This is a genomic window from Dyella sp. 05T440 (assembly GCF_056395965.1).
Window position 1 is genome coordinate 28,811 of record NZ_JBFTKN010000022.1, and the last position, 19,064, is coordinate 47,874.

The window sequence follows — 19,064 nt, forward strand, 5'->3', positions numbered from 1 at the left end:
GCTCGCGGGCAGGTGCGATTGCCCAGGGATGGGCAGCTTTTCCCGGGACGGTAACAAAACGGAAAGACAATCGAACGCTGACCCGGCGGGCCCCATGGCCCGCCGTTCTCGTAGCCGAGGCACGCGATGCACATCATCCTGGTGGAAGACGATCTGGAATTGGGCGCGGCGATTCAGCGCGCGCTTGAACGCCTGTCGTACGCGGTGACCTGGATCACCGATGGCGCGCAGGCCATCGGGGCGATGCAGGACCAGACGGCCGACCTGGTGCTGCTCGATCTGGGCCTGCCCGGCAAGGACGGCCTGGACATCCTCACCGAGGCACGCCGCAACGACATACGCACGCCTGTGCTCATCCTCACCGCGCGCGATGCCGTGCAGGCGCGCGTGCATGGCCTCGATGCCGGTGCGGACGACTACCTCACCAAGCCATTCCATCTCGATGAACTGGGCGCGCGCATCCGTTCGCTCACGCGCCGCATGCAAGGCCTGGCCGCCAATCGCATCGAAGCCGGCGCGCTGTGCCTGGACCTGGCCACCCTGGAAGTCACCTTCCGCGGCGACAGGGTGGATCTGACCCGCCGCGAAATGTCGCTGCTGCAGACCTTGATGGAACGCAGCGGCCGCGTCGTCCGCCGCGACACGCTGGAGAGTTCGCTCTACGGCAGCGAGCGCCAGGTGACCGACGGCGCGCTCGATGTGCTCGTGCATTCGCTGCGCCGCAAGCTGAGCTTCGACACCATCCAGAACGTGCGCGCATTTGGCTACATGATTCCGCGGGACCCGCGGTGAAGCCCACCAGCCTGCGCGGTCGCCTGCGCTGGATGATCATCGCGCTGTTGCTGCTGTTCCTGTTGCCGCTGGCGTTCTACAGCTTTCGCCGCACCAGCTCCGAAATGGCCGTGCTGTCCGATGCCCGCCTGGCCGAGGCGGCGCACACCATCGCCACGCTGATCCAGCAAGCCGGCGTCCAGACCTTTGCTGGCCATGAGGGCCTGCTGGTTCCCGTGCAGAAGAAGAGCGTGCTGGCTGCGCAGGGCGAAGTAGCCACGCACGAGTCGGAAGTGGGATTCCAGGTGTTCGACCGGCAGGGCAAGCTGGTGCTGGGCACGATCAACCTGATGACCTTGCCGGCCACCCCGGATGATCGCTCGGCCTACCACGACCTGAAAAAGCAGCACCACGTGTGGCGCGTGTTCAACTACGTCGATCCGAACAGCGCTTATGTGATCCGCGTCGCCGACCGTTACGACAGTCGCGAAGACATCGTGCACACGCTGTGGCTGGATCACGGCCTGCCCTTCCTGTTCGGGCTGCCCGTGCTGGCGCTGCTGGTCGGTTGGGCGGTGGGTCGCGGACTGCGTCCACTGGCCAGCCTCACCACGGCCTTGTCCGAGCGCGAGCCCGGCAGCCGCGCACGCATCGTGTTGCCTGACGCACCGCGCGAACTTCGTCCGGTGCTCAACGCCCTCAACGAGCAGCTCGACCGCCAGGAAGACGCGCTGGAACGCGAGCGCCGCTTCAGCGCCGACGTGGCGCATGAGCTGCGCACACCGCTGGCCTCGATCCAGCTCAACCTGGAAAGCGCCATGGAGACTGTCGACCCCGACGAGATCCAGGACAGTCTCGCCGGCGCCCACGGCAGCGTCGTCACGCTAGGCCGTCGCATCGAACAGCTGCTTGCGCTGGCCAAGCTGGAGGCGGGTGCGGCATCCAGCCCGTTCGAGGCAGTGGACCTGGTCGACCTGGCCGGTGGGGTGGTCCAGGAACTCACGCCCGGCCTGCAGCGCCGTGGCGTTGAACTGGGTTTCGTGCTGCATGACAGCCGCGTGGTCGTGCAAGGCTATGCGCCCGCCCTGGTGGCCTTGCTGCGCAATCTGCTGGAGAACTCGCTGCGCTATGTACCCGCCGGCGGTCGCATCCAGCTTGCGGTGGTGCAGAACCAGCAGGAAGCCACGCTCGAAGTCATCGACAACGGGCCCGGCATCCCGCTCGAGCGACGCCATGCCGTGTTCGCCCGCTTCCATCGCGAAGCCGGCAGCCGCGGCGAAGGCTATGGCCTGGGCCTTTCCATCGTGGCCCGGGCCGCCAGCCTGCACCGCGCCACCATCGAATTGCTCGACTCGCCGTTTGGCCGCGGGTTGCGCGTGCGGGTTTCCATTCCTTTGCTGTGTCCTTGAGCAGCGCGCCAAACGCGCTGTAAGAGCCCGACTAAGCGACCACTAAGCGTGGCTTGACGAATTTCTAGCGATAAGCACAACGGCAGGCAACCGAATCGTGGGCGCCATCGGAATCGCAGGATATTTCAGTAGTCATTAAGCCCCGCAGCCCGAGCATCGACTCCAGTTCAACGGAGGTGTGCCATGAAGAAGTTCGCACTTGCTCAACGCGTAGTGCTTGGCCTGGCGGTGGCGACCACCGCGATGGCGCCGATGGCTGCATCCGCCCGCGATGGCTGGGGGCACGACAACGGTTATCGCGGGGGCCATGATCGAGGCAACTGGAACCATGATCGAGGCGGCTGGGGCCGCGATCGCGGCGACTGGCATCACGATCGCGGATACCACGGCGGTCACGGCAATGCCGGCAACTGGATCGCGGGCGCCATTGTCGCCGCGACGGTAGCCGGCATCGTGACGCAGGCGGTGGCGCCTGCCCCGACCTACTATCAACCCGCGCCGACGTATTACCAGCAGGCGCCCGTGGCTGACCGCCAGCCTGCCACCGTGGTGTATGAGCAGCCGCAGGAAGGGCAGGTCATCTATGAGCAGCCCAGTGATGGCTACCAGCAGGGCTATCAGCAGGGCTACCAGGACGGTTATTGAGCCCTGAGTTCACGCAGCGACGTTCGAAGAGAGCCCGGCACCCGCCGGGCTCTCTTGCTTTGGCCAGGGCGAACGATACGGCCGATCAGCGCGCGTGACTCTTCTCAAGCAGATCCGCCAGCACATCGGCGATATCGTGCTGCCGAAACGGCTTGGACAGCCGCGGCAGCTCGGCGACGGTGTCGTCGTTGAGCGACGCGAAGCCGGTGATCATCAACACTGGCAGCGCCGGTCGCAGTTGCACGGCTTCGCTCGCCAGCTGCGTGCCGGACATGCCGGGCATCGCATAATCGGTCACCAGCACGGCCACATCGAGGCCTGCACGCAACAGCGCCAGCGCCTCATGGCCGGACGACGCCTGCCGCACCACGTAGCCTGCATCGCTCAGCATGTCGGCCGTGCCGGAACGCACCAGTTCCTCGTCATCGACGAGCAGGACGTGCGCACCCTGTCCGCGGCGCAGCAGCGATGTCACCGCGGGTGGCGCCGCCTGCTCGTCCACGCCCTGGGTGGATGCGGGCAGCCACAAGGTGGCTGTGGTTCCGCGTCCCGGCGTGCTGGCGAGCGCGAAGTCGCCACCCGATTGGGCGGCCAGGCCATGCACCATCGACAGGCCCAGGCCGGTGCCCTGCCCCTTCGCCTTGGTGGTGAAGAACGGCTCGACGGCGCGCTTGAGGGTGTCCTCATCCATGCCTGCGCCCGTATCGGACACTGACACGCGGATATAGCGCCCCTCGGCGAGCTTCGCGTGCTGCACGACGTGGTCCAGGTCGACGCTGACGGTGAGCGCGCCACCATCGACCATGGCATCGCGCGCATTCACAGCAAGATTCAACAGCGCCAGCTCGAACTGGTTGGGATCCATGATGGCCAACGGCAGCCCGGCCACGCATTCGATCTTCAACAGCACCTGCGGCCCCAGCGAACGGACCAGCAGATCCTCCATGCCGTTCACCAGCTGGCGCAGATTGACCGGTCGCGCCTGCAGATGTTGTCGACGCGCAAAGGCCAGCAGGCGCTGCACCAGGGTGCGCGCGCGCTCGGCGGCCTGCAGCCCCGCGCCGGTGAGGCGGCGGGTGCGCTCGTCGTCCTCATGGATGTGCGCCACCATGTCCAACGCACCCACGATGGGCGTGAGCAGATTGTTGAAGTCGTGCGCCACGCCGCCGGTGAGCTGGCCGATGGTTTCCAGTTTCTGCATCTCGTGCACATGCGCCAGCGCCGCTTCGCGTTGGGCCACCGCCTGCGCCACGCGCTCGGCGAGTTCGCGATTGAGCAGCAGCAGTTCGTCTTCGGCACGCTTGCGTGCGCTGACGTCCTTGAACAGCACGGCCACCTGGCGGCGCTCGGGCGGCTCGATGCGGAAGGCGGCGAGTTCGAGGTAGCGGCCAGTCGCCTCCAGCTCGCGCTCGAAGCGCACGGCTTCGCCAGTGAGCAGCACACGGCGATAAATCTCCACCCATGCCCCGGCCTCATCGGGCACCATGTCGCGCACCTTTTTGCCGACGATGTCGGGAATGCCCGTGTTCACGCTGTATGCGGGGTTGGCCTCAATGTGCACGTAGTCGCTCAACGGTCCATGTGGTCCGTCCAGGAACTCGATGACGCAGAAGCCTTCGTCGATCTCGTTGAACAGTGTCTGGTACTTCGCTTCGCTCAGCGCGAGTTTCTGTTCCGCGCGACGGCGCTCTTCCAGATCGATGAGCACGCCAGGAAACGAAGCGGCCTTGCCGTCGCCACCCTGGTCGACGCGACCATTCGCTTCGACCCAGTAGTAGTTGCCGTCGGCACGGCGCACGCGATATTGGTGCGCATACGGACCGCCGTGCTCGATCGCCTCGCCGATCGCCCGCTCCAGGCGCGGCCGGTCGTCGGGATGGACGGTGGCGAGGACCTGCGCAAGGCTCAGCCCGACGCGCCCCAGTGCAGGATCAAGTCCAAAACTGACCGCGAACTTTTCGTCGACGGTGAGGCGATCATGCGGCAGATCCCACATCCAGGTGCCGATGATCGCGCCGGCCGACAGCGCCAACTGCACGCGGTCGGCATCCTGTCGCTGGCGGGCTTCGGACTCGCGCAACAAGGTCTCGGCGCGTGCGCGTTCGGAGGCCGACCAGGTGCGCTCTGCAACCGAGCGCGCAAACTGCGCATCGTCATCATTCCAGTGGCGCGAAGCCGGATAGGTGACGTGAAAGGCGCCCACGGCGATGTGGTTGCGCGATACGGGAATGTCGAGCCGACAAGGATCGGCCGCCATGTCATCGCCACCCATGTCTGCGTAACTGACGGCTTCCACCGGCAATTCGCGTTGCAGCAATTCAACTGCCACGGCTTTGGCGCCGTCCGCATCGGCGATCTGGCGCAAGGAGTCTTCCAGCTGCAGCAAGGATGCCTGCCGCCGCGCGCTCACTACCCGGCCGGTGGTCTCCGAGACGATGCACAACACGCCGCCGACCGAGCCGTCCGCTTCGGGCACCGCGGAATAGGAGACATCGAAGTACACCGTTTCACCGTAACCGTGGCGTTCGATATAGAACGGGCGATCGTTCGCCGTGAAGGTACGGCCTGTCGTGCGCACCCCTGTCAGCAAAGGCTCGAGATCGTCCCAAAGCTCCGCCCAGTTTTCCGCACCTGGGCGACCCAATGCGCGCGGGTGCTTGTCGCCGATGGTGGGCGCATACGCATCGTTGTAGAGCGCGACAAACTGTGGCCCCCAGAACAACACGATCTGCGCCTGCGCCGCCAGCAGCATGCCGACCGTGGTGCGCAGGCTCGGGGACCAGGTGTTGGACAAGCCCAGCGGCGATTGCGACCAGTCAAGATCCCGCATGGCGGCCCCCAAGCTGCCTGGGCTTGAGGGAGCAAATTCCATCTGCGTGCTGCCGACAACGGGTTCGGGCATAGGACACTTCACTCGGGCCTGTAGTAGAAGAACTGGCGTGCCGCGGCGGGCTTGGAACTTAGTGAAGCCCCATGGCCGCCACCGAGCTCAGGGTTTGCCCAGTCTCATATCGCGTGGAGCGTGTAGGCGCTGACAAAAAAGCCCATTGCTCCACGCAACACCTGCCGCTCACGGCAGGCTGATGATGGCCTTGAGGCCACCCCCATCCCGGTTGCACAACCGCAGCTGACCGCCGATCGAAGCGATGAGCTGTGCGGCAATGGCCAACCCCAGCCCCGCGCCGCCGGTGTCACGATTGCGTGACGATTCCAGGCGATAGAACGGCTGCAGCACCTGCTCCAATTCGTGCTCGGGAATGCCGGGGCCGTGATCGGCAATGATGACGCTGAATCCACCCGAGCCGTCGTCCTGCACCGCGACCTCCGCCGCACCGCCGTACTTGATCGCGTTATCGATCAGGTTGGCCAGCACGCGACGCAAGGCCTGCGGGCGAACGGTGGCGGTGGCAGCCACCTGACCGGTCATCGATACCGGCCGCCCCACATCCTGATAGTCGAACACCAGACTCTCGACGAAGGCGCCCAGGTCCATTCGTACCGGTGTTTCCGAACCGCCGTGCGCACTGCGCGCATAGGCCACGCCTTCGCGCACCAGATGCTCGAGCTCCTTCAGATCCTCGACGATGCGCTGCTGTTCTGGCGACTCGTCCAACGCTTCCACGCGCAAACGCATGCGGGTGATCGGCGTCTGCAGGTCGTGCGAGATGGCAGCGAGGATGTGCAGGCGCTCCTGCAGATGGCGCGCAATGCGGTCCTGCATGGTGTTGAACGCCTTGGCCGCACGCGCCACTTCGACCGGTCCTTCCTGCGACATGCGCGGGCCGTCAGCGGTGGGCGTCATGGCATCGGCGGCGGCCGCAAGCGTGCTGAGCGGACGCGTGGCAAACCGTACCGCCAGCCACGTGCAGATCAACAGCAGGATCACCTGCAGGATGAAAACGAACGGCAGCCAGCTGGCGACCGGCTTCATGTAAGGCGTGATCTGCAGCGTCAGCGGCGAGCCGTCGTGCAGGGCGAAGTGGACCTGATACCGCTCAGGCGCCGTCGAAATGGTATTGCCGTATACGCGGAAGTCGGGCCCGACCTCCTTGGCGATCATGCTGGTCACGTACGCTGAGCGCTGGTTGGAGAGATGATTGCCGGGCTCGCCTGGACCGAGGATGTAGAAGTAGTTGTCGCGCTCCAGACGGTTGAGCCAGCGCGGGCGCTCCGCCGCCGGCAGCCGGTCGATCACCGCCACCGAGGTGCCCACGTCGTGTTCCAACGTGTTGAACATCACCGCGGTCGCGCTCTGCATCCGCTCCATATAGAGCAGCGCGAACGACAGGCCCTGCGCCAGCATCAAGCCCGCGAAGATGATCAGGTAGAGCCGCGACGCCATGCTGCGCGGCAGCCAGCGACGCCGCTCGATCACCGCTTGAGCGTTCATGGTTCCTGGCCGTTGAGGATCACCGGCATCGAGAACACATAGCCCTCGCTGCGCACGGTCTTGATATACGTCTGGTCGCGGGCTCCGTCCTGCAGGCGCTGCCGCAGGCGGCTGACCAGCAGGTCGATGGAGCGATCGAACAGCTCCGCATCCCGGCCCTGGGTGAGGTTGAGCAACTGGTCGCGCGACAGCACGCGTTGAGGATGATCGAGGAACACGCGCAGCAGGCGGAATTCGGCGCCGCTCAACGACACCACGGTGCCGTTCTCGTCGAGCAGATGGCGCGCCGTGGTATCCAGGCGCCAACGTCCGAACGCAATGCTGTCGCTGCTCTCGGTCACGCGCAGGTTGGGCGGCAGCATGCGCGTGCGGCGGATCACCGCCTTGATGCGCGCCAGCAGCTCGCGCGGCGAGAATGGCTTGGTGACGTAATCGTCCGCACCCATTTCCAGGCCGATGATGCGATCGGTCTCATCGTCGCGCGCGGTCAGCAGCACCACCGGCACATGCTTGTGCTTGCCGCCGCGCAGGGTGCGGCACAGCACCAGGCCATCGTCGCCGGGCATCATGATGTCGAGCACGACCAGGTCGAACGCCGAGGTATCCAGCTGCGCGAACATCTCGCGGCCGTCGGCGGCGCCGGTGGCGCGCAAGCCGTTCTTGCGCAGGTAATCCACGATGCCCGTGCGGATGCCGTGGTCGTCATCGACGACCAGGACCTGGTCGATGTGTTCCATGCTGTCTCCCATGATCTGATGCCGTATCGCCTGCCTTACGCCTTGCCGAGCAGCTGGCGGATACGTTCCTCGGTACGATCGTAGTCGCCTTCGCCCACATGGCGATAGACCACGTGGCCCTCGCGGTCGATCAGATAGATCGCCGGCCAGTAGCGATTGCCCCAGGCGTTCCAGATCCGGTAGTCGTTGTCCATCGCCACCGGATATTTGATGTCGAGCGCGCCGATGGCGTCCTTGAGTGCGTGGGCGTCGCGCTCCTCGTCGTACTCGGGGGTATGCACGCCGACCACCACCAGGCCGTCAGCCGCGTAACGGTCGTAGAGCGCCTTGGTATGCGGCAGCACATGCACGCAGTTGATGCATTCGCGCGTCCAGAACTCCACCAGCACCACCTTGCCGCGCAGCGACTGCATGGTCAGTGGCGGCGAGTTGAACCATTGATTGGCACCGGTGAGATCCGGGGCCGCCGTTTGGGTGGGCGGTGTCTGTGCATTGGCGGTGCTCGACGCACCGGGCCAGGCGGCGACCAGGGCTGCGCCGAAAGCCGCGGCAGCAAGGGCATAACGCAGAAGTTTCATGGATGAGGTTCTCCTCAGGACATCAGGGACGGCGCACGCGCCAGGGTGATGTGTATGAGAACAGCCCGGTTTGTATCGGGGATGTCGTCCGCACCGGCTTTTTGTATCGCTTTGTATCTGCCCTGCCAGCCCGCATGGGGCCTGGCGGGCGCCGGTTCGTATCCGAATGTATCGGCGGGGCGCCGTTACACATTTCGATGCTGTTCGACCAGGAGCGCGACACATCGCGGATACGCGGCGACGGTTTCATGGCCACACCGGCTGATCGACAGCCAAGCCAACCAAACCAAGCCAAGGAATACCTCCCATGTCAGACCGCACCGTTCTCTACACCGGCAAGACCACCACCACCGGCGGCCGCGATGGCCAGTCGCACAGCAGCGACGGCCAGCTCGACATCAAGTTGTCGCCCCCGGGTTCCGGCAAGGCCGGCACGAATCCGGAGCAGCTGTTTGGCGCAGGCTGGTCGGCCTGCTTCATCGGCGCCATGGGTCTTGCCGCTCGCGCCAACAAGATCGCCCTGCCGGCAGACACCCGCGTGTCCACTGAAGTGGACCTGGTGCAGGGCAGCGACGGTTATGCGCTGCAGGCGCGTCTCAACGTGTCCCTGCCGGGCGTCGACCGCGACGTCGCGCAGCAGCTGATCGACGCCGCCCACCAGACCTGCCCGTACTCCAAGGCGACGCGCGGAAACATCGACGTCGTGATCACGCTCGTCTGAGCCATCCCAGCCATCGAATCCAAAGGACTCCTCCGATGAATCGCACACGCGCCACCCTCGCCGCCACGTTCGCCCTCAGCCTCGCCGCGTTTGCGGTGAGCGGCCACGCCGAAGACGCCAAGAAGCCGATGGAAAAGTGCTACGGCGTCGCCCTTGCCGGCAAGAACGATTGCGCAGCCGGTCCCGGCACCAGCTGCGCCGGCACCTCCAAGGCGGACTTTCAGGGCAATGCCTGGGTACTGGTCGACAAAGGCACCTGCACCACCATCAAGACGCCCAAAGGGCATGGCTCGCTCGAGGCCAAGTCGTGATCAGTACGCAGATCGTCGCGCAGTCGCCGAGGACGCTGACCGCCCGACGCCACTCGTCTCTGCTGCCCGACGCACTGCTCTTGCTGGTGGCGCGTCTGGGCATTGCGGCGGTGTTTTTCCAGTCGGGACGCACGAAGGTCGAAGGTTTCCTCTCGATCAAGCCCTCGACGTACGACTTGTTCGCATCGGAATACCGCCTGCCGCTGATTCCCTCCGACTGGGCCGCCCGCCTGGCGACGGGTGCGGAACATCTGTTCCCGCTGCTGCTCGTGCTGGGTTTGTCCACGCGGATCTCCGCACTGGCGCTGCTGGGCATGACCACGGTGATCGAGATCTTCGTATACCCGGACGCATGGCCGACGCATCTGAGCTGGGCGGCGCTGCTGCTGCCGCTGGCCGTGCGCGGTGGTGGCAAGTGGTCGCTCGACCAGCTCTTGCGCCAGCGCCGCACGCCGCACTGAACACGACGACCTCAACCACGACTTTTCATCCCTGATTACCGAAAGGACACACCCATGCGTACCCTGCTGAGCCTCACCATCGCCCTGATGGCATCGATGGGCCCCGCCCTCGCCGACGAGGCGCCCAAAGCTGCACCGACGCCCACTTCCGTCCCCGCTGGCGTCAAGAACATCGTGATCGTGCCTGGCGCCTTCGTCGACGGTTCCGGCTGGCGCGTCGTGCACGACATCCTGATCCACAAGGGCTACCACGTCACCGTCGAGCAGCCGCGCATCGAAACGCTGGCCGACGATATCGACCTGACCCGCGAGCTGATCCGCCAACAGGACGGCCCCGTTGTTCTGGTCGGCCACAGCTATGGCGGCGCCGTCATCACCGTGGCCGGCAATCGCGACAAGGTGAAGGCCCTGGTCTATGTGGCCGGCGTGCAGCCGAGCGAAGGCGAGAGCCTGAGCCAGTTGGTCGGCTCGATGCCGTCGCCGAGCAACGACATCGTCGCCACTCGGGATGGCCACCTGTATGTGGAGCCGTCGAAGTTCGCTGCCGATTTCGCCGCCGACCTCACCCCAAACCGCACCAACTTCTTCGCCGTGTCGCAGGCACAGGCCACCTCAGCCGCGTTCAACGCCACGGTGTCTGCGGCCGCGTGGCACAGCAAGCCCAGCTGGGCCGTGCTTACCACCGAAGACCATGCACTCAGCCCCGACCTGCAGCGCTGGATGTACCAGCGTGCCGGCTCCAAGGTCACCGAAATCAAGGCCAGCCACCTCGTCTACATCTCGCAGCCCGAAGCGGTGGCGAAGGTGATCGAGGAAGCCGCCACCAGCGTGCATTGAGCACATCCCGCACCGTCCCATCGAACTTCATCCATCAAGGAATCTGAGCATGACTACCGCCTCCATCAAGCGCACCAGCTTCGCCTCCGCCGCCGCGCTCGTCGCCCTCGCCGTCGCCTCGATCGCCTCGCCCGTGCGTGCGGCCGATCAGTCCGGCGCGAAGGAAGAGCCCGTGCGTTGCTACGGCGTCAACACCTGCAAGGGCACCAGCCTGTGCGCCACCGCCAAGAACGATTGCAAGGGCCTCAACACCTGCAAGGGCCAGGGCGTCGTGGTGAAGACCAAGAGCGCCTGCGTCGCCGAAGGCGGCACGCTTACCGAACCGAAGTAAGTCGCTTGCGGGGCTCTGCATGGTGCAAGCCCCGCTTTCTCCTCTTAAGGACCCTGCCATGTTCATGCCACCTCCAAGCTTTGCTGGTTTCGGCCTCGGCCTGCGCAAGGAGCATTACCGCGACTTTCTCGAGACCAAGGTGCCGGTCGATTTCGTCGAGGTGATCTCCGAGAACTTCATGGTGGATGGCGGCCAGCCGCGTCACATCCTGCGCCAGGTGCGCGAGCGTCATCCGGTGGCCTTGCATGGTGTGTCGATGTCGATTGGCTCCGCCGACGGTCTCGACCATGATTACCTGCGCCGACTGCGTGCACTCGTCGACGAGATCCAGCCGCTGTTCGTGTCCGATCACCTGAGCTGGTCACGCGTGGCGGGCTTCAACTCCCACGACCTGCTGCCGCTTCCGTATACCAACGAAGCGCTCGATCTGGTCTGCCGACATATCGACATGGCGCAGGAGGCACTGGGGTGCTCGATGCTGTTCGAGAACCCCTCCAGTTATGTGGCCTTTGCCGAGAGCGACATGACCGAGTGGGAGTTTCTCGCCGCGATGTCGCGCCGCACCGGCTGCGGCCTGCTGCTGGACGTGAACAATGTCTATGTGAGCTCGCGCAACCACGGCCTTGATCCGCACGCCTTCCTGCGCGGCCTGCCTGCCGAGCGCGTGCGCCAGATCCATCTGGCAGGCCACACCGAAGTCACCGACCTGCTGATCGACACGCACGACCAGCCCGTATGCGACGACGTGTGGTCGCTCTATGCCGAGGCCATGTCGCTGCTCGGACCAGTCGCCAGCATGATCGAGCGCGACGATGCCATTCCGCCCCTGGCCGAACTGCTGGACGAACTGGCGATCGCACGTTGCATCAGCGAGCGCGCCCGGGACCTGCGGGAGGCCGCATGACGCTCGCCGAGCTGCAGCGCGATTTTCGCGACTGGCTGATCCGGGCTTCGCCCGACGCCGCGCGGCGCGTCGATCCCCGCGCGGGAATGGGCATGACGGTCTACCAGAACAATTACCGCGCCCAGCTGGTGAGCGTGCTGGAAGCGAGCTATCCGCTGCTGCACGCCTGGCTGGGTTCGACGCTGTTTCTTGAAGCGGCCATCCGCCATATCGACAGCCGACCGCCGCAGGGCTGGACGCTCGATGCGTATGGCGCTGATTTCGAAGACACGCTGCACGGCATGCTGCCGGACAATCCCGACGTGCACGAGCTCGCGTGGATCGAATGGTCCTTGTCCGAGTCCTTCGTGGCGCCGGATGCAACGCCGCTGTGCAGCGATCAGCTGGCCGACGTCGATTGGGATACGGCACGCCTCCAACTCGCGCCGAGCCTGCGCCAGCGATCGGTGACGACGAATGCGCCGGACCTGTGGTCTACGTTGCAACAGGACGCCGAAGTACCGGAAAGCGAAATGCTCGCGGTGCCTGGCGGTGTTGTGACGTGGCGGCAGGGTTATACCTGCCAGCTGAAACAGATCGACGCGGTGGAACACGACGCCCTGCTCTTGCTGCGCGACGATCCACGTTTCAGCGCGCTCTGCGATGCCCTGGTGGCGCGCCTCGGCGAAGACGCAGGCATCGCCCGGGCCGGCGAACTGCTGGCCAGCTGGATCGCGGCGGGCATCGTCACCGGCGTCAGCTGAAAAGCGGACGGCGGCAGCGCGAGCCATAGTGGCGCACGACAGTCGGTTTCTGGCATATCTTAGGGCGCGCGCCATTGCCGGCGCGGATAAGCTGGTCGTGGTTCTTCCTCCAAGGAGCTGCCCGATGCCCGCCGTATTTCGTCACTTCGCGATCAACGCCGACGATGTGGGACGCGCCAGGAGTTTCTACGAGCGCGTGTTTGGCTGGTCGTTCACGCCCTGGGGGCCGCCCGGCTTCTACCAGATCAAAAACGCCGGACAAGGACTGCTCGGCGCACTGCAGGAACGGCGCGACATCGTTCCCGGCGTACGCATGGCGGGCTACGAAGCGAGTTTCGGCGTGGCGGATCTGAAGGCCACCATCGCCGCCATCGAAGCCAGCGGCGGCAAGATCCTGATGCAGCCCTACCGCATCGACGGCGTCGGCGAGCTGATCTATTTCGAAGATACGGAAGGCAACTTTGTCGGCGCGATGCAATACGAGCCGGGCGTGTTCGATTGAATGACGAGGGCGAGAACCAGGACGTCCGCACGCTCGCGCTGAGCTTTCACGCGGGCACGTTGCTGGCCGAGCACCAGCATCGCTGGGGCCAGCTGGTGTTCGCGGCCTCTGGCGTCATGCAGGTCATCACCGATACGGCGGCGTGGTTTATCCCCAGCACGCGGGCAGTCTGGCTGCCAGCCGGCATCAGGCACAGCATCAGGATGCAGGGTGAAGTCAGCCTGCGCACGCTCTACATCCGTCCCTCGCGCGCGACGCCCTTGCCAGCTCAGCCCGCCGTGCTTGAAGTCGTGCCGCTGCTACGCGAGTTGATCCTGCATGTCGTTGGGATCGGCATGCTCACGCCGGAGCAGCCGCAACACGATCGCCTGGCGGGCCTGCTGGTTGACCTGCTGTGCCAAGCCCGCAGCGAAGACCTGATGTTGCCCCTGCCGCAGAGCAGACGCGCAGCGAAGTTGGCAGAGATACTCCTTTGTGCGCCTGGCGATGAGCGCGACCTGCCAGCGCTGTCCAACGAGGCAGGCGCCAGCTTGCGCACCCTGCAACGGCTGTTTCCACAGGAGACCGGACTGACCATCGAAGCCTGGCGACAAAAGGCTCGCATGATCCACGCCGTCACGATGCTCTCCACCGGCGCCAGCGTGGCGCAAACCGCGCTCGATTGCGGCTATCTCAGCCTCGCTGCATTCAGCAGCGCGTTCCGCAGGCAGTTTGGCGCATCACCGGGGCGTTATCGATTGCGGCAACGTCGGTGATGCGCCATGGACAGCCCTGAGGCGACTGAAGCTGGATCGACTAGTGGCTCATCAAGATGTCGGCGATCACGCCGGAGGTAACTGCTACCAACAGGAATTCGCCATTGTCGCTACGAACCCAGTGGTAGCCGCGTGGCGGCTCGCGCAGATGCTCCGAGCGCCAGTCCGAAACCACGTAGCGGTCATCGCGATACTCGCGCGGAACGGCGCCGCCCTTCTTGTACCAGCCTTCTTTCGCACCACGGTCGTGCATCACGGCATTTTCCTGATGGTGTTCATCGCCGGGGGGATGCTCGTGCTCCTGGGCCATCACTGCGTTGGAGAGGAGAAGCGCGGCGGCCATCGCTGCGGCTAGTGTCGTTTTCATGAGTTGCGTCCTTATTCAATGTCACATTTTCTTGCGAATCGAAGTGTCTTGCGCCAACGGCAGAGTCGCCGCTCAACACACTTACTTTCATCAAGTCACGAACGTGTGACATTGGTGTAGCGCCTACCGCTGCCATTCATCGGCGAGACCGGCCTGATGCATCCTGCAGTTGGGATGCTCGCGAACCCACGTGGACGCACAGGGTCCGTTTGGATCATCAGTCAATGCGCACTTCTCCGCGTGATGACCACGCCCAGGCAGCACAACGGATGCACGACCGCGCAGGTGGCCAGCCCGCTCGCGACGTCATCACGTAGATGGCGTCGCTTCATCGGCGTCGTGCGCAAGCGGCGCCAGGAAATCCGCTACCGGCTCAAGCACGAGTTCCGGCAGGCTTTCAGCAATGCAATCCCGCAGTCGCTGCCACGCTTGCGGATCGACCGACGCGCGCGCCAACCCTTCGGCCTTGGCTTCCGCCGATGGCCATTGCGTATAGCTGTACCAAAGTTGATCCGGCCCCCGGTGCAGGCGCGAACCCAGCGAGCCACGTTCGCTACGCAGCAACTGGGTGATCCTCGACCAGGCTTCGACGAAGGTCGCTTCGGAGCCGGGATGCAAGCGCCAGCGGTAGATGGCGCAAAACGGAGGTGCGGCACTGCTCATGGCGTTCCTTTCGGCAACCGGGGTTGGGATGGTATACGAGCCGAGGCAAACGTTCCGATGGACGGGCCGGGCCTGCGCACCTGACGTTACCGCGCCCCTTGCCGCGCTGACAAACCCCCAATGAGCTCCAAACCCAACGTCAAGCGGCCGAGCCCCGCCTCCGGCGCTTTGTGTCATGATTTCCCGGTGGCAGGAGTAACGTGACTGCAGGACGCAACGGACGTTCCAACCGTCATGAACTCCGTCGGCACCAGGTCGGCAGATCTGCGTTCCGGCAAGGGAGCCGAGCGTGCTGCTGCGGATCAACCTGATACTGCTCGTCGCCTTCGCGCTCGGCATGATCGCGATCTCCCTGGTGGTGACCTCCACCCTGCAGCAAAACGCGACGCGCGAAGTGCTGGCGCAGGCCGGCCTGATGATGGACAGCGCGGCGGCGATCCGCTCCTACACCGAAACCGAGATCGTCCCGCTGCTGGACGACAAGATGGCCAGCGCGTTTCGCCCGCAGAGCGTGCCGTTCTATGCGGCGACGCAGAACTTCCTCACGCTGCACAAAACACACCCCGACTACGCCTATAAGGAAGCCACGCTCAATCCGACCAATCCACGCGATCGCGCGACGGACTGGGAGGCCGACATCGTGCAGCGCTTCCGCAACGACAGCAGCGCCCGGGAGATGAGCGGGACACGCGATACCCCGATGGGGCGGACGCTTTACCTGGCGCGCCCGATCCGTGTCGACGCCGGCTGTCTGGGTTGCCACAGCCTGCCCTCGGCAGCGCCCGCAACCATGCTCGCGCGCTACGGCAGCGACAACGGCTTTGGCTGGCAAGCGAACGAGGTGGTCGGCGCGCAGATCGTCTCGGTGCCATTCGCCAGCGCCGAAGCCAGCGCCGGGCGCGTTCGTCGCGACGTGCTCAGTGCCATCGCCGCGATGCTGGTCATCGTGCTCATGGTCGTCAATGCGTCGCTCTACGTGCTGGTGATCCGCCCGGTGCGGCGCATCGCGCGAATAGCCGACCAGGTGAGCCTGGGCGATGACTCAGCTCCCGATTTCCCGAGCGGCGGCGGTTCTGAAGTGGCCGCGTTGTCGGCGGCCTTCAACCGCATGCGCAAGAGCCTGGACAAGGCAATGAAACTGCTGGGCCGCTGACCATGGCACACGACGTGTTCGTCAGCTATTCGCAGCCGGATCGACAAGTGGCGTTCGCGCTGGTGCAGCGCCTGGAGGCGCGCGGCATGCGCGTATGGATCGCACCGCGCGACATCTCCCCAGCAGCAGACTGGGCCGCCGAAATCATCGATGCGATCACCAGTGCACGACTGATGTTGCTGATCTTCTCCGCCAGCAGCAACGATTCGGGTCAGGTGCGGCGCGAGGTCGAGCGGGCCGTGCACAAGCAATTGCCGATCCTTCCGTTTCGGCTGGAGAACGTACTGCCATCCAAGAGCCTGGAGTACTTCCTCAGCACCCAGCACTGGATGGATGCCTTCCCGCCACCGCTAGAGCCGCATATCGATCGTCTATGCGATTACCTCGACAACGCGCTCGGCAGAGTCGACACCATCGACTCCATCACCGAACAGCAGCCAGGTCGGACCACTGCGGCTACGGACGCCACGCGTCCAGCCGCAAGCGTCGACGCGGCGCATCTACGCCTGCTTGAAATGGAACTGGCAAGGCACATCGGCCCTGTGGCCGGACATCTGGTACGTCGGGCCACGCTGGGCGGCTGCGATCTGGAGACGCTCGCCCGACGCCTCGCACCAGAGATCGATGGCGAGGTCGAACGTCGGCGCTTTCTTGAAGCGTGCTGGCGAATTGGCAAGGGACACTAGAAGGCGCGTCGATCGTGCATGGGTGCCCTCCATGCCGATTCGCCCTCACGAAACAGCACTCATCACCGAAGACAGTACGTGCCATCCGCTCGCGTCATGCGCCATCACCGCTGTGTACCAGCCGGCGCAAAGGGGACCGCAGTAGTAGCTATAGGGCACGTCGTAATTGCCATCCTGACGACGAACCGGAAGGCCAACGGCAAAGCGTATGGCCATGGAACCGTTCGCCGCCCCCTGTGTCCAGGTGCTTCCCGGAAAGGCTTCGATATGGTCCTTCCGGAGGTCGGCGAGGTTTTCTGGCGGGAGGTCCACTTGCCCTCCGGTGTCCGGGGAGGGAATGCTCACGAAATAACGCGTCTTCGGCGCAGCAGTGTTCCTGGGACGATCCGCATTCACCTGATATCGAAGGATGACTTCCGCCAACTGCTTCAAGTCAGGCGCCGGATGTTTCCTGGCCAGCGCCAATGCATCCGACTTCTGACGGATGCTGGCCACCAGTGCATGGAGATCTTCCTTGGCAACGCAATCCGTCGCGGGCGGCGCTTCAAGGCATGCAAGAGCGGTGGACTCATTGACTCGCGCCACGAAGTGCTTCGTGGTCTGGGAATCGAGCGACGCGTCGATCTGGATCACCCACTCGCGAGCCGCCGGGTCAAAATTAATGCCCGGCACAGCAAAGTCATGGCTACCCGTCACGCGGCCCGCCAGCATCACCGCGATGTTGCTGGCGGCCTGGCCATCGATCAGCGGTTCGGGCTTTGCGTCGGCCGCCAGCACCAACGGGCTCGCCAGCCATCCGATCGAGAAGCCGACGAATATCCCTAAGCGATCATGCAACGTCATGATCCATCCTCCCGATGGCGACATCTTTTACTCATACATGACCCGACTCTATCATCGCGCCCGCATTGGGCCGCAAGTCGACGTCGTTATAGCCAGTGCCGGCTGCCCGTAACTTAAGAACAAGGCCGCCTTATCAGATCCACACGTTTCTACGACCGTTCGATGTCAACTCCACGGCTCGATCCTGTCGTCTCGTGTAGACCCAACGCCCAGACCCGCAGGGTCCGCCTTGAGTCGGTAGCGAACATTTAGAGCAACAGCCAGGCCCGCCAACATGGTTGCCTCACAAGAATCTATCGGATGGATTCAAGCGCCCGACGCCAGACCGGTTCACTCGGAAGCGGAATCCGGATCGAGATGCTCATCTTCCTACCGTCAATGGACACCGCACTCTTCTGCGGGATGCCATGCACGAAAGCTCCCAGTTGCGGGAGCTCAGCGCCGTCCATGAAGATCGAGTAGTCCTCTCCACGCCGGATCGTTCTCGAAGATTCCAGGCCTGGCCACGCCTTTGGCCACGGCACGGATTTGCCTGGTGCGTAGTTGTAGTCCCACATCATGACTTCGGCATAAGGCGGAGACCATTTTTCGCTGCCAGGAAAGTTCATGGAACAAAGGGACGCGTTCAAGTCGAGCAGCGCCYGGGGAGGCGGTGCAATATTGCGCTCCCATGGATTTGGCTTCGACGACCCACACTCCAGGCCAACCACATCCGTGGCAACGAAGCCCCTGGCATCGTGAAAATAGAACTCGGCCACCGGTTGATCGGTCGTGCCTCGCATGTCGTACTGATGCTTGAGTTCCGTACCTCGAAATACTTTGCTCGCCTGTTGCCGCACGTTCTCCACTTCCTGGGAAGACAGTCGCTTGAAGCGGTAACCCTCGCCGTTTTTATCGCTGTCGACGAAGATCGCGTCGCCGTTCTCATAGATGGCCAGCCGTGGCGAATCGGCACCCAGCACCATAGACCAGGGGTTGGATTCAATAACCACCAGAAGCGGCTCAGGCCCCGCGAATGGATTGAAGTCCGTGGCCGCACAGAGCCTGGATAAACCAAGGCCGATGATCAGAAAACATATGCGCTTTGGCACGATATCCCCCGTGGTACGTCCGCTTCGGGTCGATTGTGTTGAAAAAGTCAGTTGAATCGGCCGTCTGAAGCTGATTCACTGCCTACCCATCGGACAAGTGGACGTTGCCACGATGATGGGTCGTCAGCAAGCTGCGCAAGCACCGCTGTTCTACGCCTTCAACCTC

The 19,064-nt window shown here is 64.3% G+C and carries 22 protein-coding genes; 14 read left to right on the plus strand and 8 right to left on the minus strand.

The features are described from left to right. The first annotated feature begins 126 nt into the window (after positions 1–126). From AC1DE1_RS20150 to AC1DE1_RS20160, 3 genes are all read left to right on the plus strand, one after another. Positions 127–792, plus strand: coding sequence for a response regulator (locus AC1DE1_RS20150; RefSeq protein ID WP_441604881.1), 666 nt, complete (start codon positions 127–129; stop codon positions 790–792). Then, positions 789–2,180, plus strand: coding sequence for an ATP-binding protein (locus AC1DE1_RS20155; protein ID WP_477175121.1), 1,392 nt, complete (start codon positions 789–791; stop codon positions 2,178–2,180). The genes AC1DE1_RS20150 and AC1DE1_RS20155 overlap by 4 nt, the downstream gene beginning before the upstream one ends. 183 nt (positions 2,181–2,363) lie before the next feature. Beyond that, on the plus strand, positions 2,364–2,825 hold the full coding sequence (locus AC1DE1_RS20160) for a hypothetical protein (protein ID WP_477175122.1): 462 nt from the start codon (positions 2,364–2,366) through the stop codon (positions 2,823–2,825). Between the two features lie 85 nt (positions 2,826–2,910). Here the strand turns inward: AC1DE1_RS20160 and AC1DE1_RS20165 are convergent, their stop codons facing one another. The 4 genes from AC1DE1_RS20165 to AC1DE1_RS20180 all read right to left on the minus strand — a co-directional run bounded on the left by AC1DE1_RS20165 (position 2,911) and on the right by AC1DE1_RS20180 (position 8,530). Next, positions 2,911–5,655: an ATP-binding protein gene (locus AC1DE1_RS20165; protein WP_477175123.1), complete on the minus strand. Its 2,745-nt coding sequence runs from the start codon at positions 5,653–5,655 to the stop codon at positions 2,911–2,913. Between the two features lie 240 nt (positions 5,656–5,895). Beyond that, the gene (locus AC1DE1_RS20170; protein ID WP_477175124.1) at positions 5,896–7,215 is read right to left on the minus strand and encodes a HAMP domain-containing sensor histidine kinase; all 1,320 of its coding nucleotides are present in this window, start codon (positions 7,213–7,215) and stop codon (positions 5,896–5,898) included. Beyond that, positions 7,212–7,952: a response regulator gene (locus tag AC1DE1_RS20175; RefSeq protein WP_121882740.1), complete on the minus strand. Its 741-nt coding sequence runs from the start codon at positions 7,950–7,952 to the stop codon at positions 7,212–7,214. Before AC1DE1_RS20175 ends, AC1DE1_RS20170 begins: the two co-directional genes overlap by 4 nt. 35 nt (positions 7,953–7,987) lie before the next feature. Next, positions 7,988–8,530: a redoxin family protein gene (locus tag AC1DE1_RS20180; protein WP_477175125.1), complete on the minus strand. Its 543-nt coding sequence runs from the start codon at positions 8,528–8,530 to the stop codon at positions 7,988–7,990. Positions 8,531–8,837: 307 nt separating this feature from the next. Between AC1DE1_RS20180 and AC1DE1_RS20185 the strand changes: the two genes are divergently transcribed. The 9 genes from AC1DE1_RS20185 to AC1DE1_RS20225 all read left to right on the plus strand — a co-directional run bounded on the left by AC1DE1_RS20185 (position 8,838) and on the right by AC1DE1_RS20225 (position 14,095). Beyond that, positions 8,838–9,251 (plus strand): organic hydroperoxide resistance protein, encoded by a 414-nt coding sequence (locus AC1DE1_RS20185; RefSeq protein WP_477175126.1) that lies wholly within the window; start codon positions 8,838–8,840, stop codon positions 9,249–9,251. 35 nt (positions 9,252–9,286) lie between these two features. Next, on the plus strand, positions 9,287–9,562 hold the full coding sequence (locus tag AC1DE1_RS20190) for a BufA1 family periplasmic bufferin-type metallophore (protein ID WP_477175127.1): 276 nt from the start codon (positions 9,287–9,289) through the stop codon (positions 9,560–9,562). Further along, positions 9,559–10,023: a DoxX family protein gene (locus AC1DE1_RS20195; RefSeq protein ID WP_477175128.1), complete on the plus strand. Its 465-nt coding sequence runs from the start codon at positions 9,559–9,561 to the stop codon at positions 10,021–10,023. Before AC1DE1_RS20190 ends, AC1DE1_RS20195 begins: the two co-directional genes overlap by 4 nt. Before the next feature lie 54 nt (positions 10,024–10,077). Continuing rightward, positions 10,078–10,860 (plus strand): alpha/beta fold hydrolase, encoded by a 783-nt coding sequence (locus AC1DE1_RS20200; protein WP_477175129.1) that lies wholly within the window; start codon positions 10,078–10,080, stop codon positions 10,858–10,860. 49 nt (positions 10,861–10,909) lie between these two features. Next, positions 10,910–11,191, plus strand: coding sequence for a BufA2 family periplasmic bufferin-type metallophore (bufA2, locus tag AC1DE1_RS20205; RefSeq protein ID WP_441604894.1), 282 nt, complete (start codon positions 10,910–10,912; stop codon positions 11,189–11,191). Positions 11,192–11,249: 58 nt separating this feature from the next. Continuing rightward, positions 11,250–12,095, plus strand: a complete 846-nt coding sequence (gene bufB, locus AC1DE1_RS20210; protein ID WP_477175130.1) for an MNIO family bufferin maturase — start codon at positions 11,250–11,252, stop codon at positions 12,093–12,095. Then, complete coding sequence (locus tag AC1DE1_RS20215) at positions 12,092–12,838, plus strand: HvfC/BufC family peptide modification chaperone (protein WP_477175131.1); 747 nt, start codon at positions 12,092–12,094, stop codon at positions 12,836–12,838. The genes bufB and AC1DE1_RS20215 overlap by 4 nt, the downstream gene beginning before the upstream one ends. A gap of 124 nt (positions 12,839–12,962) precedes the next feature. Continuing rightward, positions 12,963–13,340 (plus strand): VOC family protein, encoded by a 378-nt coding sequence (locus AC1DE1_RS20220; RefSeq protein WP_477175132.1) that lies wholly within the window; start codon positions 12,963–12,965, stop codon positions 13,338–13,340. Beyond that, a complete protein-coding gene (locus AC1DE1_RS20225) occupies positions 13,337–14,095 on the plus strand; it encodes an AraC family transcriptional regulator (RefSeq protein WP_477175133.1) in 759 nt (252 codons plus the stop codon). The genes AC1DE1_RS20220 and AC1DE1_RS20225 overlap by 4 nt, the downstream gene beginning before the upstream one ends. A gap of 40 nt (positions 14,096–14,135) precedes the next feature. Here the strand turns inward: AC1DE1_RS20225 and AC1DE1_RS20230 are convergent, their stop codons facing one another. Further along, on the minus strand, positions 14,136–14,462 hold the full coding sequence (locus tag AC1DE1_RS20230; RefSeq protein ID WP_441604899.1) for an RcnB family protein: 327 nt from the start codon (positions 14,460–14,462) through the stop codon (positions 14,136–14,138). 309 nt (positions 14,463–14,771) lie between these two features. Continuing rightward, positions 14,772–15,125 (minus strand): antibiotic biosynthesis monooxygenase family protein, encoded by a 354-nt coding sequence (locus AC1DE1_RS20235; RefSeq protein ID WP_477175134.1) that lies wholly within the window; start codon positions 15,123–15,125, stop codon positions 14,772–14,774. Positions 15,126–15,414: 289 nt separating this feature from the next. Between AC1DE1_RS20235 and AC1DE1_RS20240 the strand changes: the two genes are divergently transcribed. Both AC1DE1_RS20240 and AC1DE1_RS20245 read left to right on the plus strand, forming a co-directional pair. Beyond that, complete coding sequence (locus AC1DE1_RS20240) at positions 15,415–16,278, plus strand: Tll0287-like domain-containing protein (protein WP_477175135.1); 864 nt, start codon at positions 15,415–15,417, stop codon at positions 16,276–16,278. Between the two features lie 2 nt (positions 16,279–16,280). After that, positions 16,281–16,964: a toll/interleukin-1 receptor domain-containing protein gene (locus AC1DE1_RS20245; RefSeq protein ID WP_477175136.1), complete on the plus strand. Its 684-nt coding sequence runs from the start codon at positions 16,281–16,283 to the stop codon at positions 16,962–16,964. A 45-nt stretch (positions 16,965–17,009) separates the two neighbouring features. On the opposite strand, the gene AC1DE1_RS20250 is transcribed toward AC1DE1_RS20245, so the two are convergent. Together AC1DE1_RS20250 and AC1DE1_RS20255 are read right to left on the minus strand one after the other, a co-directional pair. Beyond that, positions 17,010–17,807, minus strand: coding sequence for a hypothetical protein (locus tag AC1DE1_RS20250; RefSeq protein WP_477175137.1), 798 nt, complete (start codon positions 17,805–17,807; stop codon positions 17,010–17,012). Between the two features lie 293 nt (positions 17,808–18,100). Then, positions 18,101–18,898, minus strand: a complete 798-nt coding sequence (locus AC1DE1_RS20255) for a hypothetical protein (RefSeq protein WP_477179284.1) — start codon at positions 18,896–18,898, stop codon at positions 18,101–18,103. Positions 18,899–19,064: the final 166 nt, after the last annotated feature.

Excerpts from the sequence above, each read along its gene's own strand:
- AC1DE1_RS20150 (WP_441604881.1), top strand. The coding sequence starts at position 127 with ATGCACATCATCCTGGTGGAAGACGATCTGGAATTGGGCGCGGCGATT.
- AC1DE1_RS20160 (WP_477175122.1), top strand. The coding sequence starts at position 2,364 with ATGAAGAAGTTCGCACTTGCTCAACGCGTAGTGCTTGGCCTGGCGGTG.
- AC1DE1_RS20165 (WP_477175123.1), bottom strand. The coding sequence starts at position 5,655 with ATGCGGGATCTTGACTGGTCGCAATCGCCGCTGGGCTTGTCCAACACC.
- AC1DE1_RS20170 (WP_477175124.1), bottom strand. The coding sequence starts at position 7,215 with ATGAACGCTCAAGCGGTGATCGAGCGGCGTCGCTGGCTGCCGCGCAGC.
- AC1DE1_RS20175 (WP_121882740.1), bottom strand. The coding sequence starts at position 7,952 with ATGGAACACATCGACCAGGTCCTGGTCGTCGATGACGACCACGGCATC.
- AC1DE1_RS20180 (WP_477175125.1), bottom strand. The coding sequence starts at position 8,530 with ATGAAACTTCTGCGTTATGCCCTTGCTGCCGCGGCTTTCGGCGCAGCC.
- AC1DE1_RS20185 (WP_477175126.1), top strand. The coding sequence starts at position 8,838 with ATGTCAGACCGCACCGTTCTCTACACCGGCAAGACCACCACCACCGGC.
- AC1DE1_RS20190 (WP_477175127.1), top strand. The coding sequence starts at position 9,287 with ATGAATCGCACACGCGCCACCCTCGCCGCCACGTTCGCCCTCAGCCTC.
- AC1DE1_RS20200 (WP_477175129.1), top strand. The coding sequence starts at position 10,078 with ATGCGTACCCTGCTGAGCCTCACCATCGCCCTGATGGCATCGATGGGC.
- bufA2 (WP_441604894.1), top strand. The coding sequence starts at position 10,910 with ATGACTACCGCCTCCATCAAGCGCACCAGCTTCGCCTCCGCCGCCGCG.
- bufB (WP_477175130.1), top strand. The coding sequence starts at position 11,250 with ATGTTCATGCCACCTCCAAGCTTTGCTGGTTTCGGCCTCGGCCTGCGC.
- AC1DE1_RS20215 (WP_477175131.1), top strand. The coding sequence starts at position 12,092 with ATGACGCTCGCCGAGCTGCAGCGCGATTTTCGCGACTGGCTGATCCGG.
- AC1DE1_RS20220 (WP_477175132.1), top strand. The coding sequence starts at position 12,963 with ATGCCCGCCGTATTTCGTCACTTCGCGATCAACGCCGACGATGTGGGA.
- AC1DE1_RS20230 (WP_441604899.1), bottom strand. The coding sequence starts at position 14,462 with ATGAAAACGACACTAGCCGCAGCGATGGCCGCCGCGCTTCTCCTCTCC.
- AC1DE1_RS20235 (WP_477175134.1), bottom strand. The coding sequence starts at position 15,125 with ATGAGCAGTGCCGCACCTCCGTTTTGCGCCATCTACCGCTGGCGCTTG.
- AC1DE1_RS20245 (WP_477175136.1), top strand. The coding sequence starts at position 16,281 with ATGGCACACGACGTGTTCGTCAGCTATTCGCAGCCGGATCGACAAGTG.
- AC1DE1_RS20250 (WP_477175137.1), bottom strand. The coding sequence starts at position 17,807 with ATGACGTTGCATGATCGCTTAGGGATATTCGTCGGCTTCTCGATCGGA.